This is a genomic window from Acinetobacter chinensis, from assembly GCF_002165375.2.
Taxonomy (GTDB): domain Bacteria; phylum Pseudomonadota; class Gammaproteobacteria; order Pseudomonadales; family Moraxellaceae; genus Acinetobacter; species Acinetobacter chinensis.
Genome location: NZ_CP032134.1, coordinates 2848923 through 2866972, shown reverse-complemented (window position 1 = coordinate 2866972; position 18050 = coordinate 2848923). Strand labels below are relative to the sequence as shown.

Genomic DNA, 18050 nt, shown 5'->3' with positions numbered 1-18050 from the left:
CGAATAAGTAGCTTGATGGGATAAGTATAAAACGCAAAAGTTGTTTTTAATAATGATATGATATTTATCATATCTTATTTATAAAACATTGAGTTATGTCAGTCATGCTTTCTAATCAACAAAAACAATATTTATCATGGTTGCTGACTAAAAAATCTGTTGATAACTCTATTGATTCACTTGCCTCAACACTGATTGATTCACAAGTTGATTTGAATCCACATCAAGTGGATGCGGCTTTATTTGCATTCAAAAATCCACTATCTCAAGGTGTTCTACTGGCTGATGAAGTTGGTTTGGGTAAAACCATTGAAGCTGGTTTGGTAATTGCTCAGACTTGGGCGGAGAGAAAAAAACGTATTTTAATCATTACTCCAGCTAATCTAAGAAAGCAGTGGTATCAGGAACTGTATGATAAATTTGGTTTGAAATCTGTTATTTTTGAAGCAAAAATTTATAATCAACTAAAAAAAGAAGGTTATACAAATCCTTTTATTCAAGAAGACATTATTATTTGCTCGTATCAGTTTGTGAAATCTAAAGCAAATGATATTAAAAATATTGCGTGGGATTTGGTTGTAATAGATGAAGCACATCGCCTAAGAAATGTTTATAAAAAACAAAATATAACAGCAAATGTGATCAAGCAATCTCTAAAGCATGTTCACAACAAAGTACTACTAACTGCAACCCCATTACAAAATTCTTTATTAGAACTCTATGGCTTGGTGAGTATTTTAGATGAACGAGTCTTTGGGGATTTAGAAAGTTTTAAAAGTCAATTTATTACAGGTGAGAAGGAAGTAACACTTCCTCAGCTTCAAGCAAGATTAGCTACGGTATGTAAGCGAACTTTAAGACAACAGGTACAGCCTTTTGTTTCGTATACAGCACGACGTGCAATTGTTCAGGACTTTACGCCATCTAAAGAAGAACAACAATTAAGAGATTTAGTTGCTGACTATTTACGTCGCCCTAATTTGCAAGCATTACCAGTTGGACAAAGACAGTTGATTTCTCTTGTGTTGTGGAAGTTACTGGCTTCATCAACTCAGGCGATTGCTGGTGCTTTAGCCACAATGACTACTCGTCTAGAAAAGAAATTGCTTGATCAAGATTCTAATATTTTGGATGAGTTAGATGATGACTACGAAGCTTTAACAGAGTCTGGAGATGACTATGAAGAGCTTCTTGAAGAAGATGAAATTTTATCAGCGCAAGAAAAGCAAGCCATTGAGTTGGAAATTGCTGAGCTTAAAGAATTTCAATCTTTAGCTATAAACATTAAACAGCAGTCCAAAGGGCAAGCTTTACTTACAGCATTAGAAACTGCTTTTGAGGCTTTGCAAGAGTTAGGTGCAGAAAAAAAAGCCATTATTTTTACTGAGTCGAAACGGACTCAAGAATATCTCACTGAATTGCTGAGAGGCACATCTTATTTTGATGGTTTAGTTTTATTTAATGGCACTAATAATGATGATAAAGCGAAGAAGATCTATAAGGAATGGATTGAGCGATATAAAGGGACGGATCGTGTTACAGGTGCGAAGTCAGCAGATACACGTGCAGCAATAGTTGATTACTTTAAAGAGCAAGGTTCTGTCATGATTGCGACGGAAGCTGGTGCGGAAGGGATTAACTTGCAATTTTGTTCTCTGATTATTAACTATGATTTGCCTTGGAATCCGCAGCGCATTGAGCAACGTATTGGACGTTGTCATCGTTATGGTCAAAAGCATGATGTTGTAGTTGTAAATTTTGTTGATCGTAGTAATGAAGCCGATTCTCGTGTTTATGATTTACTCTCTGAAAAGTTCCAGCTTTTTGATGGGGTATTTGGTGCGAGTGATGAAATTCTAGGCACGATAGGTTCAGGTGTGGACTTTGAAAAAAGAATTGCAGAAATTTATCAGGCGTGTCGTAATCCTGAAGAAATAGCACAAAGCTTTGAAAATTTACAGAATGAGCTTTCAGCCGAAATTAATGAAGCAATGCTGAATACTCGTAATTTGCTGATGAATCATTTTGATGAAAATGTTCTTTATCGTATTAAGTCTGATGCTATTCAGATTAGACAGACCTATGAACAATATTTATTGGCATTGCTCAATGATGAATTTAGTAGTCATGCGGCAAATGTTGTATTTGATGAAAATGGCTTCCAGTTACATGACGAAATCACAATTGATGGAACTGCATTCAAGATAGGTCGTTATGATTTAGCCAAAACAAATACACATGAACATGTCATACGTTTAAATCATCCTTTTGTTCAATCTTTATTAGATCGATTTAAGGCACAAATGCTAAAGCCTGAAAAATTGGTATTTGATTATGATGCATATGGCTTACAGGTATCCAGTTTAAAGCCGTTCATTGATAATTCAGGTTTTTTAATTGCTGAGTTATTAGAAGTTTCCAGTCTAGGTCGTCTTGAGCAATATCTTGTTTTGAGTGCGATGACCAAATTAGGTGAAATTTTGGCGGATGATGATCCTGAGAAACTCTTAAAATTACCAATAAAATCTCAAGCTGATATTGCTCAAATAGTGTTGCCTGAGAAGATATGTTTAGAGCAAGAAAATCGTAAGAATAGAATTCTTGAGGAAGTAAATGTTCGAAACCTTGGATTTTTTGATCAGGAAATTATCAAACTTGATGGCTGGGCAGATGATTTAAAAAATGGCCTTGAGGTTGAGATTAAGGAAATTGATAAGGCAATTAAAGAAGCAAGAAAGTCAGCGACAATTGCAGCTTCATTACAAGATAAGTTGAATTGGCAAAAAACTCAGCGTGAATTAGAAATGAAGCGTACGAAGCTACGACGTGAGTTATTTGATCGACAAGATGAAATTGACATGCAGCGTAATGAGTTGATTGGTCATTTAGAGGGACAACTTGAACAGCAAGTTCAAGTGAAGAAGTTATTTGAAATTGAATGGGAAATTATTTAAATGAGCCAGCCACATGAACTTGAATTGTTATGTAATGAGTTAGAGTTAAAGTTTCAAGGTGTAATTGTTGGTGAAGGTTCTTCCGCAGACGCTATAAAAAGTAATTTTTTTACTAAAGCATTATGTGCATATTTTTTACATGCATATGCTGATGTTGATATTAATCAAGCAGTCGCAAGCATAGTAGATGGTCGTGAAGATAATGGTATTGATGCAATATATGTCGATTCAGATAACATAATTTGGTTGTTACAATCGAAATATATAAAAAATGGTAATCAAGAACCAGATTTAGGCGACGTCACTAAATTTACAAAAAATGGCGTGATTGACTTAATTGGTATGAAATTTGAGCGTTTTGCTACAATTCCACCTCAGTTAAGAGGCCAAATTGAACATGCTTTAGATCAACCAAATGTGCAAGTTAAAGGCGTGCTTGTACATACAGGGAACGTGTTACACGAGGATAGAACGAGACAATTTGCAGATATTGAAAAAGATTACAATGATGATAGTCGACCTGAGTATATAAAATTCCATGATTTTGGACTGCAAAAAATGATCAATTTATTTTTGCAGCAGCGAAATCAAACTGAAATTAATGAACCAAATATTGTGTTAGAAAATTTTGGGAAAAAGACACAACCCTATATTGCCTATTATGGAGTTATGGATGCAAAAGATTTATGTGCATTAGGCCGTAGATATGGAGAGCAATTAGTTGATCGAAACATTCGTGTGTATAAAGGATCAACGAAAGTAAATAAAGAAATTGAGCATACGCTAGCAAATGATATAAATAATTTCTTTTACTTTAATAATGGTATAACTTTTTTATGTACTGACATTAGAGAAAAACCCCCAATTAGTAGAAATAAGACAGAAGGAAAATTTGATGTTAAAGGGCTTTCTGTAATTAATGGTGCTCAAACTGTTGGTACAATAGCGTCAAAGCAAGAGTCTTTCTATCAAGATAAGAACATAAAAGTCTTAGCTACATTTATTAAATTAGACGATTTAAATTCATCTGTTTCGCAAAAAATTACAGAGTATCGTAATTTACAGAACAATGTGGATTTAAAGGACTTTTCATCATTGGATGAAAGACAACAAAGATGGTCAGAAATTTTAAAGATTTCAAACCTGAATTATATCATTAAGAGCTCTTCAGGGAATGTAGCATTAACAGATACACTTTTAACGTTAAAGGAAGTAGCTCGTTATTTGGCGTGTTCTTATTCAGGTAGAAATTCCCCGAACTTTATCGTTGCCGCAAACAGTAGCGTTGATAAGTTATTGAAAAGTCCGTTATCCAAGAAGCGTAAACGAGAAGATGACCCATTAAAAAATGCTTATGATGACTTATTCCATGATAGCTTGAACTCAAGTGAGTTGTGGAAGTTGGGTCAAGTCGGACGAATTACTTTGAAAACTGTAAAAGATAGGGCTTTAACTGAACCTGACTTTGTTGCTAACCAAGCACTATCTTCTAGATCCATCTTAGAAGAAGGTGCTTTCATGATTTTGCATCTTGTGTACATTAAAATTAAATCTCAGCTTAATTTAGCTACACCCTACTTACCCACTGATGAACGGACCATCATTTCTCAACAAATTGATTCAATATCAGAAAAGTTAATCCAGGTGGTTAATGCGGAAACTTGGAACAAACAGGCATCGAGTATTTTTACTAATATCAGTGATTGCCGTAGAATTAAGGGTTCAATGATGGCTGCATTAGCAGCGCCTCAAATTGCTTCAGAAGGTGTGTAAATGTCTAAAACAAAACTTGAACTAACTTGGATTGGAAAAGACAAGCGACCACGCCTAGAGCCACGAATTTTACTTGAAGATCCTTTAAAATCATACCATGCACAAAACAAAGTTTCTGAAAATGATATCTTTGATAATAAACTCATATTTGGTGATAACTTACTTGCTCTTAAAGCGTTAGAACGTGAATATGCAGGTAAAGTAAAATGTATTTTTATCGATCCACCATACAATACAGGCAGTGCATTTACTCATTATGATGATGGTTTAGAGCATTCCATTTGGTTAGGGTTGATGCGTGATCGCTTAGAAATTATCCGAAACTTATTATCTGAGGATGGCAGTTTATGGATAACAATTGATGATAATGAAGCACATTACTTGAAGGTGTTGTTAGACGAAATATTTGGTCGAGCAAACTTTGTAGCAAATTCTATTTGGCAAAAAGTATATAGTCAAAGAATGGATGCAAAGTTATTCAGTGTTGATCATGACCATTTGATAATTTATAGAAAATCTGAAAAGTTTGAGCCAAATAAACTACATGTTGAACAAAATTTAAAGCAATTTAATAGTTTTGATGAAAAAACTGGAAAGTACTACCGAAAAAGATCTTTAAGGAAAGAAGGTTCAAATTCGAGACGTGAAGATCGTCCTAACTTATGGTATGCGATAAAGTCTCCTGATAATACAGATATATATCCGATTAGGCCTTCTGATAATAGTGAAGGTAACTGGAGATGGTCTAAAGATACTTTTCAAAAGAATTTAGCTAATGGATTGGTGGAGTTTTCAAAAACTTCGAGAGGTTGGGAGGTCTTTGTAAAGCAATTTGCTGAGGAAAGTCCAACACGTCCACCTTCAACTGTTTGGTTGAATGAAGAGGTGGGGAATAATCATGAAGCTAAAAATGAGGCAAAATTTTTTAATGGAACGGATGTTTTTTCCACGCCAAAACCTGAACGTTTATTGGAACGAATTATCCATATTTCTTCAAATGAAGGTGATTTGGTTCTAGATTCATTTGCTGGTTCAGGCACGACTGGTGCAGTTGCTCATAAAATGGGTCGTCGCTGGATTATGGTTGAACTTGGCGAGCATTGTCATACTCATGTTATTCCTCGTCTGCAAAAAGTGATTGATGGTGAAGACAAAGGCGGTGTTACTGAATCTACTAGCTGGCAAGGTGGCGGTGGTTTCCGTTATTACAAACTCGCACCAAGTTTGATGAAAAAAGATCAATGGGATAACTGGGTTATTAATCCTGAATACAATCAGGAAATGCTAGTTGAAGCAATGTGTAAGCTAGAAGGCTATACCTATACGCCATCAGAAACTGAGTACTGGAATCACGGTAAAGGCAGTGAAACTGATTTTATTTATGTCACGACACAGACATTGACAGATCAACAGTTACAAGCAATTTCTGAAGAAGTCGGTGAAGGACGTACTTTGCTGATTATTGCGAGTGCTTGGCGTTCTAAAAATATCGATCGTTTTACCAATCTAACGTTAAAGAAAATTCCAAACAGTATCATTAAGGCATGTGAATGGGGACATGATGATTACAGTTTGAATGTTCAAAATCTGCCGATATCAGAACCTGATATTGAAGAAAAGCCAAAAGTGAAGAAAGTTAAAAATACGCAAGAACAAGTTCAGGTAACGGGTGACTTATTTGGGGATCAAACATGACAGCATCAATTCAATATTCACAACGAAACCCTGTTGCCCAAGTTGTTAAAGGTTTGAAAGCACGCTTGTCTTTACGTGCACCTCAAGCAGAAAGCTTAGAGAAACTCGATCTAGCAATTCAAAATGCCAAAGAATTACTGACAAAGCGAGGACGAGATACTGAAGTTAATGAGCAAACATTAGCAAAGTTACAAACAGTATTCCCAACGTTAGCTGACTTTGAACGAGATTTTCCAAGTATTTGCTTTAGCTTAGCGACAGGTGTGGGTAAAACACGCCTGATGGGTGCTTTTATTGCCTATTTACATTTGGCTTACGATATTAATAACTTTTTTGTTTTAGCACCAAACTTAACGATTTACGAAAAATTAATCACAGATTTTACTCCAAATACACCTAAGTATGTTTTTGCAAATTTGGCACAGTTTAACTTTCAGTCACCCATGATTATCACAGGTGATAATTACGATAGTCGTGATACCGCAACCGCCAGTTTATTAGGTCAAATACGCATAAATGTATTTAATATTTCAAAAATTAATAGCGAAGTTCGTGGCGGTAAAGAACCCCGAATTAAGCGTATGCGTGAAGTATTAGGAGAAAGTTATTTTAATCATCTCGCTGGATTAGATGATCTAGTGCTTTTAATGGATGAGTCACATCGTTACCGTGCAAGTGCAGGGATTAAAGCGATTAATGAGCTTAATCCATTGATGGGATTGGAAGTAACAGCAACACCATTTGTGGAAACGGCTAAAGGTCCAGTTGCATTTAAAAATGTGGTGATGGATTATCCATTGGCACGAGCAATGGAAGATGGCTTTGTGAAAGAGCCTGCCGTAGTGACTCAGCGTAATTTTGATCCTAAAGGTTTAAGCACAGAACAGATAGAAGAGATTAAGCTTAAAGACGGTATTCGCTTACATGAAATGACTAAGGTGCATTTAATTAACTATGCCCAAAATACAGGTCAGCCAAAAGTTAAACCATTTGTTCTCATTATTGCACGTGACACGACACATGCAGCTCAATTAAAAGAGCGTATTGAATCTGATGAATTCTTTAAAGGTCAATACAAGGATAAAGTCATTCAGGTTGATAGTAGTACGAAAGAAGAAGAAATCACTCAACGATTACTGTCAGTCGAAGATCCAAATGAACCTACAGAAATCGTCATTCATGTCAACATGCTAAAAGAAGGTTGGGACGTAACGAACCTTTATACGATCATCCCGTTACGTGCTGCAAATGCTCGTACTTTGGTAGAACAATCTATTGGTCGTGGTTTGCGTTTGCCCTATGGGAAGCGTACAGGAGTAGAAGAGGTAGATCGCCTGAGTATTGTGGCGCATGATCGATTCCAAGATATTGTAGATGAGGCCAATCGAGAAGATTCTATTCTTAAATTAAAAACCTATATTCTTGAACCTGAAAATGAAGAGCAAGAAGTCATCAGTGTAACAAGTACATCTCGTTTAGATGTGCTGTTAGGTACTGGGCATAGTCAGCAAACAGATACCCAAGAAACAGTCACTATTCAAGATCAGGTTGAGTTGAATGATCAAAAGACTAATGAGACAAACCTGAAAGTTGATTTAGATTTAGCAGATCCAACTGTAATTCAGACAATTCAGCAAGTGAAGAAAGAGATTCAAGCACAAGCTAAAAATACTGAAACAGTGAAACATAGTGAAGATTTAACTCATCACGAAGTTCAAGCACAAATGACAGCAAATGTACTCAAGGCAATTCAGGAAAATGCCTCAAGCATGGTGCAAGAGTTGGATTTTGGTGAAGAGCAAAGTATCAAAAAAACTCCATCTAAAGAAGAAGTATTAAAAATTGTTCAGCAGGTTACTGAAGTACATATCCAGAATACGATTGATATTCCACGTATTTCCGTGACACCATCTGATGATGTGGCAACAGGATTTCATTCATTTAATCTCAATACACAAGGGCTACATCTACAACCACAAGAGCGTGAGTTAATTGGCCAAAACTTGAGTAATAATCAGATTTTCAGTATTAAGGCTGATGAAGCTTTAAATGAAAAGAGTCCTCAAGATCGTATTGTTTATGCGCTGATCGATTTCGATGATATCGATTACTTTACTCAAGCAGACTTGTTGTATGACCTGTCGAATCAAATAGTAGATTATTTTAGAACCTACTTAACTAATGATGAGGTAGTACAGGTTGTTGAACAGAATTATCAAACGATCGCCAATAATATCCATGGTCAAATGCAGGACCATCATTGGGAAAAGGCATCAAATTATAATGTTGTAATTAACCGTAGTTTTGTTGAGCTGAAACAGCCAAGTTTTACAGCAATAAAAGAAATTCCTCCTCAATCCATACGTGTAACACCCGCTAGAGGAATACCAATTAAGAAATTGCTTTTTACGGGTTTCTCAAAATGTCTTATGATCTTTCAAAAGTTTGATTCAGATACAGAAAGACGTTTTGCAATTATTTTGGAAAGAGATAGTAATAAATGGTTTAAGCCAGCTAAAGGGCAATTCCAAATTTATTATAATTTTCAAGGAGCACAGCCAGAATATATTCCAGACTTTGTAGTTGAGACGGAAAAGTATTTTTTGCTCGCTGAAACAAAAGCAGAAAATGAAATGACTTCGGAAGAGGTAATTATAAAGGCTCAAGCTGGAAGTGAGTGGTGTAAGAATGCCTCGACAGTGTCGACTAAACCTTGGCATTATTTATTGATTCCTCACAATGAAGTGGTCGAAAGTAAAAGGTTGGATGATTATCTAAGATATCAATTTAAAGATTAAGACTTAAAAAAAGCTCTGACTTATTGTTAGGGCTTCTTATTATTGGGTAATTTGGATAAATTTTATCTATTATATTTATTAAATTTTTAATTTAGCAGTTAAACAGTCACCATCTCTGTAACAGGTATATATGTAAAATACCCTTAGCTGAGAATAACAAAAGTGAGCACATTTTATTAGTTAATGATTCATGTCATGTCAGACTGGGGAAAATCCAAGAAGCAATTGGGTTGAAAAAGCTTTCTGCAATAGCATTATCATGGTAGTTTCTGTGCAGCCCCATACGGCTTTCCAGATTATGATGCTTGAGAAATGACTGGTAAATAGCCACAAAAACTCTAGACACACATAACTATCTCTTGATGGATCTTTTCATTATTTAGTAGGATGTGCTAATCAGTTGGATATATCTTCATTTAAAGATATACATAAACTGACGTGTCTTGAACGTTATTGAGAAAAGCTTAGTACAAGGTGAAAAGCCTTAATTGCTTAAATTAAATTAAAAAATGGATATTACTCTAATATCCATTTTTTAATTTAGATGAAGATCAAAATAATATGAATTTGCATTCTACGATTCGATCTTCAGTGTTTAGATAAGGCGAAAAAAGTCCACCAAAACTTAACTTTAAAGAGTCAAATACAGCACTAAGAAACCTATAAAGTTAAATTTGAGTTGCTTGCCTGATAAGAGGTGGTCCCACTTGTTTGAACAACTAAAAGCGTATTTATAAGTGATATTCCGCTCTAGTTAAGCCACCTTGTTTTGTTGGGGTAGCTGATCATAGTAAAACTCATTTGGTGTCATTTTGTCTAGACTCGAATGAGGTCGTTTCAAATTATAAAACTCAAAATATGCACTTAATTGCTTTTTCGCATCTGTGACACTGCTATAAGCTTTGAGATACACCTCTTCATATTTAACGCTCCGCCATAATCGTTCAACCATCACATTATCTACCCATCGACCTTTACCATCCATACTGATTTGAATGCCATTTGATTTCAATACATCAATAAATGCATCACTGGTAAACTGGCTGCCTTGGTCTGTATTAAATATTTCAGGTCGACCATATTTTTCAATCGCTTCATTTAAAGCCGAAATACAAAAATCCACCTCCATACTAATCGATACCCTATGCGCAAGTACCTTGCGGCTATGCCAATCAATCACAGCACATAAATAAACAAAGCCTTTTGCCATAGGGATATACGTTATATCCGTAGACCACACTTGATTACTGCGCTGAATAGCCAACCCTTTGAGCAGATATGGATATTTACGGTGAGCTTGATTAGCCTGGCTTAAATTTGGTTTGCAATATAACGCCTGAATACCCATTTTCTTCATTAAAGTACGTGTATGACGTCGTCCTATATGATGTCCTTGACGATTCAACAAATCACGCATCATACGACTGCCTGCAAAAGGATATTGCATATGTAATTCATCAATACATCGCATCAGCTTCAGATCTGATGCACTCACAGGTTTTGGGCGATAGTAATAACAACCACGGGAGACTTTCAGCAGCTTAGCTTGCTTAGATACTGAAATCTGAAGTGAGTCGTCGATTAACTTTTGTGGTTGAAGCGGCCCAGTTTCTTCAACACACCTTCTAAAAAATCAATTTCTAATGCCTGCTCACCGATTTTTGCATGTAGTTTTTTTAGATCGATGGGTGGTTCTGTTGGAGCTTTTGATTGATCGAAAGCTTGCGAGGAAGCTGAGATCAATTGATTTTTCCAGTCAATAATTTGGTTTTGATGAACATCAAACTCAGCACTCAATTCAGCAAGTGTTTTTTCTGCTTTAATCGCAGCAAGTGCTACCTTAGCTTTAAAATCATTTGAATGATTTCTTCTTGGTCTACGTGCCATAAAATACTCCATATATTGATGTTTATAACATCATTTGAGGAGCAGAATATCACTTATAGGAGTTGTTCAAATTTACGGATCCATCTCTGATAAAACCCATTAGTTGATTAGTCTCTGCTAGGCTAGCATTTTGTAAAGGTTTTCTAGGGGCGCCGACATTGAACCCAAGTTCATTCAGGCCAGCTTTCACTGTTTTCGGTAAACCACCTTGAACGATGAAACGCAATAAAGGAAGTTGCTTATAAAAAAGATTTTGTGCCTGAGCTAAATCACCATCTTTTATTGCTTGGTAGAGTAAGTTTGGCAGTTTACCCAACAGGTTTGGGGCAACGGTACACCAGCCACTTGCACCAGCACAAAATGCCTCAAGTGCCAAAGGGTTACAGCCATTATAAAATGGTAATTTCCCCTGTGTGAGTTCATGGAATTTATGCATACGTTGAATATCTCCTGTACTGTCTTTGACCATGCAAATGTTTTCAATTCCTTCAAACATTTTGACAATTAGCTCAGGTGACATATCCAAACCACTTGTTGCCGGGTTGTTATAAACCATAATAGGGAGTTTAGTCGCTGCTGCAATTTGCTGGTAATACTCATAAACTTCCTGATCCGTCAGTTTCCAGTAAGAGACAGGAATGACCATAATTACATCTGCACCTAACTCTTCAGCCTTTTGAGCTTTTTGAATTGCCATCGAAGTTGTGAGTTCAGAAATTCCCAGAATGACAGGTACACGATGATTTACCACTTCAATACTTTTTTGAGCGACTTGTTGCCATTCCTGCCAGGATAAATAAGCACTTTCTCCAGCACTGCCAAGTGGTGCAATGGCATCACATTGATGTTCAAGCAGAGCATTTAGCGTAATCGTCAACGCATCAAAATCGACTTCCTGAGTCTCTGCTTTAAAAGGAGTAATTGGGTAAGCAATAATGCCTTCTAATTTCATGGTTATTCTCCTTTAATGCAATCAGAGTGATTTTTTAAAGCTTTACGGGCGTAATAAGCGAAATTGATTTTGTTACGTTTATCTGTAGACACCCAATCATGCGCTTCTTTAGCGAGTTCATGTGGAATCTGCTGTATTTGACCTGCAGCCATTGCCAAAAGTTGTAAGCGTGCCGCACGTTCAATCAAAATGGCTAAATTACAAGCTTCCTCGATGGTTCTACCCGTAACTAATTGTCCATGATGAGATAACAGAACAGCACGATTTTCACCCAGCGCCGCAGAAATTAAGATTCCTTCTTCATTACCAACAGGAACACCAGGCCAGTTGCCAACGAAAGAGCAATCTTCATACAAAGCACAGGTATCCATATGTGAGATAGTGAGTGGCACGCGAAGCATAGACAACGCAGCGACATGAGTTGGATGGGTGTGAATAATACAATTTACTTCTGGGTGTTCTTTATAAATCCAGGTATGGAAACGATTGGCTGGGTTTGCCATGCCTTCACCATTCAAAGGTTTCAGGTCTTGATCTACTTCTAATAAGTTAGCAGCAGTAATTTCATCAAAGCCTAAACCAAAACGTTGAGTGATAAATGTATTACCCTTATGTGTACGGCTTGTGATTTGCCCCGCAAGCCCAGCATCATGACCATGATCAAATAAGATACGGCAGGTTAAGGCCAGTTTTTGTTGATCAGTATAGTCTTCATCTTGAAAATGTTGTTGCATGCTTTGTTGAGCGCTGAGCATCAATTGCTGCTTATCAAGTAATGCAGTTTCCATGAGACCTCCTATTTGGTTGATTTGTCATTTGGACATAGGCAGAATAAGAGACCTGTGGATGGTTGAAAATATCCAGATTTTAAATCTTATATGGTCCAGATAGTCATGCAACAATCGTGGGAAATGCGACTACATCTTGCTGAACGTAAAGAAAAAACCATTTTTCTTAAACTGACCAACCAGATTATTCAGGAAATTTTGTCTGGGCGATTAAAGCAGGGAACGCGTTTGCAAGGTTCGCGGACCTTGGCGGATGAGTTGGGGATCAATCGGAAAACAGTACAATCTGTTTATGAAGATTTAGAAGCTCAGGGTTGGTTAGTCTCAAAGCCAAGACAAGGGACGTTTATTTCTGAACACTTGCCCGATCTCAAACTTGACTCAACATTAACCCTGATGACTTCAGTCGAACCTTCCACTGAATTATCTGCTCCCCAGGAAGTGGCGATTAAAAATGATGGAATTCCCGATACTCGGTTGATTCCATATGAGTTATTTTCGCGTGCTTATCGTCATGCCTTGATTAAGGTGACGAGGCAGCAGATTATGGGGTATGGTGACCCGCAAGGGGCACTGGAATTACGCCAAGCCTTATTAAATATGCTGTCAATGGAGCGATTTATTCAGACCACAATTCAGCATATTTGTGTGGTTCGCGGAAGCCAGATGGGAATATTCCTTGCAGCTCGAGTGCTTGCTAAGCCGCAAGTACAAGGTCAGGTCATTGTCGTGGAGCAGTGGTCTTATCCACCAGCAGTGGAAACTTACTTATCTAACCATTTTCAAATTGTGCGGGTTGGATTGGATCAACATGGTTTAGATACCGAACACTTAGAAAAAATACTAAAAAATTATTCAGTTGCAGCAGTATACACTACGCCACATCATCAATATCCAACTACAGTTACCATGTCGATGGATCGGCGACTAAAGCTTTTGGAACTATCTAAAACTTTTGATTTTTATATTATTGAAGATGATTATGATCACGAATTTCATTATGACAGCCGTCCAGTCCCTCCTCTGATCAGTTTACCTGCGGCTGAAAAAGTGATTCATATTGGTTCATTGTCCAAAGTATTTGCACCAAGTTTAAGGGTCGGCTATGTGGTTGCTGATTTGGAAATTATCCAGGCAATGAAACAGGATATTTTACTTATTGATAAGCAGGGTAATGCTATTACAGAACTAGCGATTGCAGAGTTGATGCAACAAGGTGAAATCAAACGGCATACACGGAAGATGCGTAAAATTTATCAAAACCGTCGAGATTTTGCCGTGATGACTTTTCAGCAATTTTTTCAGGACAATGTTGAGATTACTGCACCTGCAGGGGGAATGGCATTATGGGTACGGTTTAATCTGGCTTATCAAGCTCACTATACTGAAGCTTTAAGGCACTTACAGATTGATTCTGAATATTGCTTTGGTTCTCATGCAGAAAATACCGACTTAGAATATTTTCACATACGTTTTGGCTTTGCTGCACTGAATGAAACTGAAATAACCAAGACTATTCAAACATTACATCAAATTTTCATGAATGAATTTTAAGTTGAAAAATATCAAAGCCGGAATCTTGTGGACTTTGGCTTTGATATATGACCTGATTATAACGGCATACGATACTCAATAACTCCTGGTTTTTCAGCGATCCAGTCATACAGTTTCTGGGCAGTTAGATTTGTCTCTTGGGTATGCCAATATAAACGATCACATTTCTGAGTACGCGCTTGCTTTTGGACATATTCTATTAAATGTTTCCCGATGTGTTGTCCACGTGCTTCAGGCGATACATATAAGTCCTCTAAATAACAATAGTTTGCTACTGCCCAGGTTGAGCGGTGAATCACATAATGGACAAAGCCTAAAACTTTGTCGCCTTCTTTGGCAACAGCACAGTACACAGGTTCAGCGTCATCAAAAAAGCGGTGCCATGAGGTTTCTGTGACTTCCTTCGATAAATTAACTTTGTAAAACTCCTGATAGGCAAGCCAATACGGCAACCATTGTTGGTAGTCCTGATACTGTGCTGGTGTTACTTGAATATTTTGCTTTTGCATAGTGATGATCCCATCATTTTTGGTGTTTAAAAATAGATGGGTAAAGCATAATCTTGATATGGTACTGTTTTAAGATACAGTTTTTGTATTTTTAACAGTACCGGTTTAAGATTTTTATACAAGTCGCAGTGAAAAAATACTTTTAATAGAATATTGGAGAGTTCTAATCATTCACCGCTTTTTATAAAATTATCCGGAAATAAATCGTTTAAATTTTCCATTCAAGACAAAATAAGCGATTAAGCCTAAAACCAATCCCCAAAATGCTCCACCAATACCAAATATTGTAATATTGGCGGCACTGGCAAGAAAGGTGATTAAAGCTGCTTCACGGTTTTCCCCATCGCTCATAGCAGTGGTTAGACTTCCAGTAATGGTACCTAACAAGGCAAGACCTGCCAATGTACTAATAAAAGTTATTGGAAACGCTGTAAATATTGCAGCAAGTGTGACGCCAAAAATCCCAACCAAAATATAAAATATCCCTGCGGCAATTCCTGCTATCCAGCGTTTAGAAGGATCTTCATGAGATTCCTTACCTGTACAGATTGCAGCGGTAATTGCTGCAAGATTAAATGCGTGAGCGCCAAAGGGTGCCATGATGAAAGAGCCCAAACCTGTGACAATAAGAATGGGTTTGGCATTGGTTGTAAATCCATCATTTTTTAAGACCAGTAAACCAGGCATATATTGCCCTGTTAACGTGATTAAAAATAAAGGTACGGCAATACTTAATGTAGAATTGATGGAAAAATCAGGAGCAGTAAGAATCGGTGAGGCTAATTTTAATTCAAATCCTGAAAAATCAATTCGAGTCTGAAAGACTAAAAAAATAAAACCAAAAACTAAAACACTGACGATGGCGTATCGTGCAGAAAAATGTTTAACAACCAGATAAATCAGAAATAATGATAGGGTCAGAAGTGGGTCGATTATCGTGTTGGTAAATGCTGTAATACCAAATTGTAATAAAATCCCTGCCAACAAACCTGATGCAATGCTTACTGGAATTAGGCGAATCAGTTTTTCAAAATAACCGGTAACTCCTAAAATTATGAAGGCTAAGGCAGAAAGTAAATATGCACCAATCGCTTCAGCATAAGGAATGGTCGCAAGAGCAGTCACGAGAAATGCTGCCGCAGGAGTAGACCATGCTGTAATGATGGGTTCTCGGGTGTACCAACTTAATAATATTCCAGTAATACCAACACCAATAGAAATAGACCATACCCATGAAGCTGTAAGCTCAGGGCTAAGTCCTGCTATGTGTGCTGCCTGGAAGATTAAAATGAATGTACTCCCATAATTGACAATTACCGAAATTAATCCAGCCAATATAGGAGGGAGTAAATCCTTGGAATAACGGTGAAAAACTGTGAGTCGAACCGACATAACCCCAACCTCTGAAAACTTTAACCATGAAAGCGTTGAGTGTATTTTTAATCATGGTATTGTCATAAGATACAGTTTGGGTGTTTTTAGAAGTACCAGTTAACTATGACAACGTTATCTTCTGCTTATTTTCCACATTTAATTTTGCCTAAAGGGCAACCCATAAAAGATGGTTTATATTGTGTTTTACGAGATGCCATTTTAGAAGGCCGTCTATCTGGAGGAACAAAGCTGCCCTCAAGTCGTAATTTGGCAGAGATGATGTCCATTTCCCGTAATTCTGTATTGGCGGGATTAGAACGCTTGCTCGATGAAGGTTATTTAGTCACTAAGCCAAGTTCAGGAACTTATGTTGCAGCTGTCATACCAGACCAATTAATTCAAATTCAAAATGATATAACCCAGATAAAATCACAGCCTGTGCAAAGCATCAACATTAATCCGCATTTCACCAATTTGTTGCTTCATTCGAATAAGCAGACATTATCAAGTCAGGAAAAGAAAATATTTCATGTCGGTGTAGGCTGTGTAGATATATTTCCACATGAACGCTGGGGTAAATTATTAGGGCGTGCATGGCGGCAATCTTATTATCAATTAGGCCAGTTTCATGATCCGCGAGGCTATTTGCCTTTACGTCAGGCAATTTGTCATTATGTTAAATCAACAAGAGGATTAAACTGTAAGGAAGAACAAATTCTGATTGTGAATGGAACACAACAGGCGATTCATTTGGCTGCATATGCACTGTTACAGCCAGATGACCAGGTGTGTTTAGATGAGCCTGGTTATGACGCAGCCTTAAATATATTCCGTAGTTTTGGAGCCATAGTAAATCCTGTTACTAGTGATGAGGAGGGTATGAGAGTTGACGAAATCATTCATAACCATGCTGAAAGCAAACTCATTTATACAGCTCCCTCGCATCAATTTCCACTTGGTGACACTCTGAGTCTTGCACGTCGATTTACTTTATTGGATTGGGCTTCCCAACATCAAAAATGGATATTTGAAGACGATTACAATAGTGAATTTCGTTATGGAACACATCCAATACAAGCATTACAGGGTTTAGATGGACAGCATCGTGTGATTTATGCAGGCACATTTTCTAAGATGATGTTTCCTGAATTTCGACTTGGGTTTATGGTCGTTCCTGAAGCCTTAATTGAGGTTTTTAGTCTGGCAAAATATTATACCGACACCCGCAGTTCCTATCTGGAACAGGTAGCGCTGGCTGCATTTATTAAAGATGGTCATTATGCACGTCATGTGCGTAAAGTACGTAAATCCTGCTACGAACGTCAACAGGCTTTAATTGCAGCAATTGAAACTTATCTTTTAGATGTACTAAGTGTACAGCCTACCGATTCAGGAATTCATTTGGTATGTTGGCTTAAGAACGGTTGGGCTGAAAAAGAATTTCTTATTGAATGTGAAAAAGTGGGTTTAGCTGTACAGCCTTTATCAAGATATTGTCAAACCGCATCACAAAGGCCAGCCGTACTGTTTGGTTATGCAGCACATACTCCTGATGAAATTCAAGCAAATATTAAAAAACTTGCGCAATCTCTGTCTGGTTCCAGCCCTTCTTAATGGGAAAAATCCAGACCTTATTTTAAAATCCACATTTAATGATCTGGCTAAAACTTTACTGGACCGGCTTATAGCTGAAATTGCAAAATCTAATAATTTAGGTGAAATGGACTTTGTTGTAGAAATACCCAAAAGTTCAGATTTACCTGGTT

11 protein-coding genes are annotated in these 18050 nt (G+C 37.1%); 6 read left to right on the top strand and 5 right to left on the bottom strand.

Annotated elements, in window-relative coordinates; all coding sequences use genetic code 11:
* Positions 1-104 precede the first annotated feature (104 nt).
* From CDG60_RS14510 to CDG60_RS14495, 4 genes are read left to right on the top strand one after another with little or no spacing between them, the layout of a single operon-like run.
* Entirely contained in the window at positions 105-2954 is a 2850-nt protein-coding gene (locus CDG60_RS14510) for an SNF2-related protein (protein WP_264757124.1), read from the top strand.
* Entirely contained in the window at positions 2955-4727 is a 1773-nt protein-coding gene (locus CDG60_RS14505) for an AIPR family protein (protein WP_087514424.1), read from the top strand.
* On the top strand, positions 4728-6422 hold the full coding sequence (locus CDG60_RS14500; RefSeq protein ID WP_087514425.1) for a site-specific DNA-methyltransferase: 1695 nt from the start codon (positions 4728-4730) through the stop codon (positions 6420-6422).
* Positions 6419-9220 carry a DEAD/DEAH box helicase gene (locus CDG60_RS14495; RefSeq protein WP_087514426.1) on the top strand — a complete coding sequence of 934 codons (2802 nt, stop codon included), beginning with the start codon at positions 6419-6421 and terminating at the stop codon, positions 9218-9220. Before CDG60_RS14500 ends, CDG60_RS14495 begins: the two co-directional genes overlap by 4 nt.
* A 754-nt stretch (positions 9221-9974) precedes the next feature.
* Here CDG60_RS14495 and CDG60_RS14490 read toward each other — a convergent pair.
* The 3 genes from CDG60_RS14490 to CDG60_RS14480 all read right to left on the bottom strand — a co-directional run bounded on the left by CDG60_RS14490 (position 9975) and on the right by CDG60_RS14480 (position 12847).
* Positions 9975-11107, bottom strand: a protein-coding gene (locus tag CDG60_RS14490; protein ID WP_223155595.1) for an IS3-like element ISAba14 family transposase whose coding sequence is annotated in 2 segments (ribosomal slippage) — positions 9975-10855 and positions 10855-11107 — 1134 coding nt in all. Because the reading frame shifts where the segments join, the coding sequence is not laid out codon by codon here.
* Positions 11108-11156: 49 nt separating this feature from the next.
* Positions 11157-12059: a dihydrodipicolinate synthase family protein gene (locus CDG60_RS14485; protein ID WP_087514377.1), complete on the bottom strand. Its 903-nt coding sequence runs from the start codon at positions 12057-12059 to the stop codon at positions 11157-11159.
* A gap of 2 nt (positions 12060-12061) precedes the next feature.
* Complete coding sequence (locus CDG60_RS14480) at positions 12062-12847, bottom strand: aldolase (protein WP_087514376.1); 786 nt, start codon at positions 12845-12847, stop codon at positions 12062-12064.
* Between the two features lie 105 nt (positions 12848-12952).
* Here CDG60_RS14480 and pdxR (CDG60_RS14475) point away from each other — a divergent pair, with 105 nt between their 5' ends.
* Entirely contained in the window at positions 12953-14401 is a 1449-nt protein-coding gene (gene pdxR / locus CDG60_RS14475) for a MocR-like pyridoxine biosynthesis transcription factor PdxR (protein ID WP_087514375.1), read from the top strand.
* Positions 14402-14457: 56 nt separating this feature from the next.
* Here the strand turns inward: pdxR (CDG60_RS14475) and CDG60_RS14470 are convergent, their stop codons facing one another.
* Together CDG60_RS14470 and CDG60_RS14465 are read right to left on the bottom strand one after the other, a co-directional pair.
* Positions 14458-14910, bottom strand: a complete 453-nt coding sequence (locus tag CDG60_RS14470) for a GNAT family N-acetyltransferase (RefSeq protein WP_087514374.1) — start codon at positions 14908-14910, stop codon at positions 14458-14460.
* Between the two features lie 189 nt (positions 14911-15099).
* Positions 15100-16302, bottom strand: a complete 1203-nt coding sequence (locus tag CDG60_RS14465; protein WP_087514373.1) for a benzoate/H(+) symporter BenE family transporter — start codon at positions 16300-16302, stop codon at positions 15100-15102.
* Positions 16303-16407: 105 nt separating this feature from the next.
* Between CDG60_RS14465 and pdxR (CDG60_RS14460) the strand changes: the two genes are divergently transcribed.
* A complete protein-coding gene (pdxR, locus tag CDG60_RS14460; RefSeq protein WP_087514372.1) occupies positions 16408-17898 on the top strand; it encodes a MocR-like pyridoxine biosynthesis transcription factor PdxR in 1491 nt (496 codons plus the stop codon).
* Positions 17899-18050 lie beyond the last annotated feature (152 nt).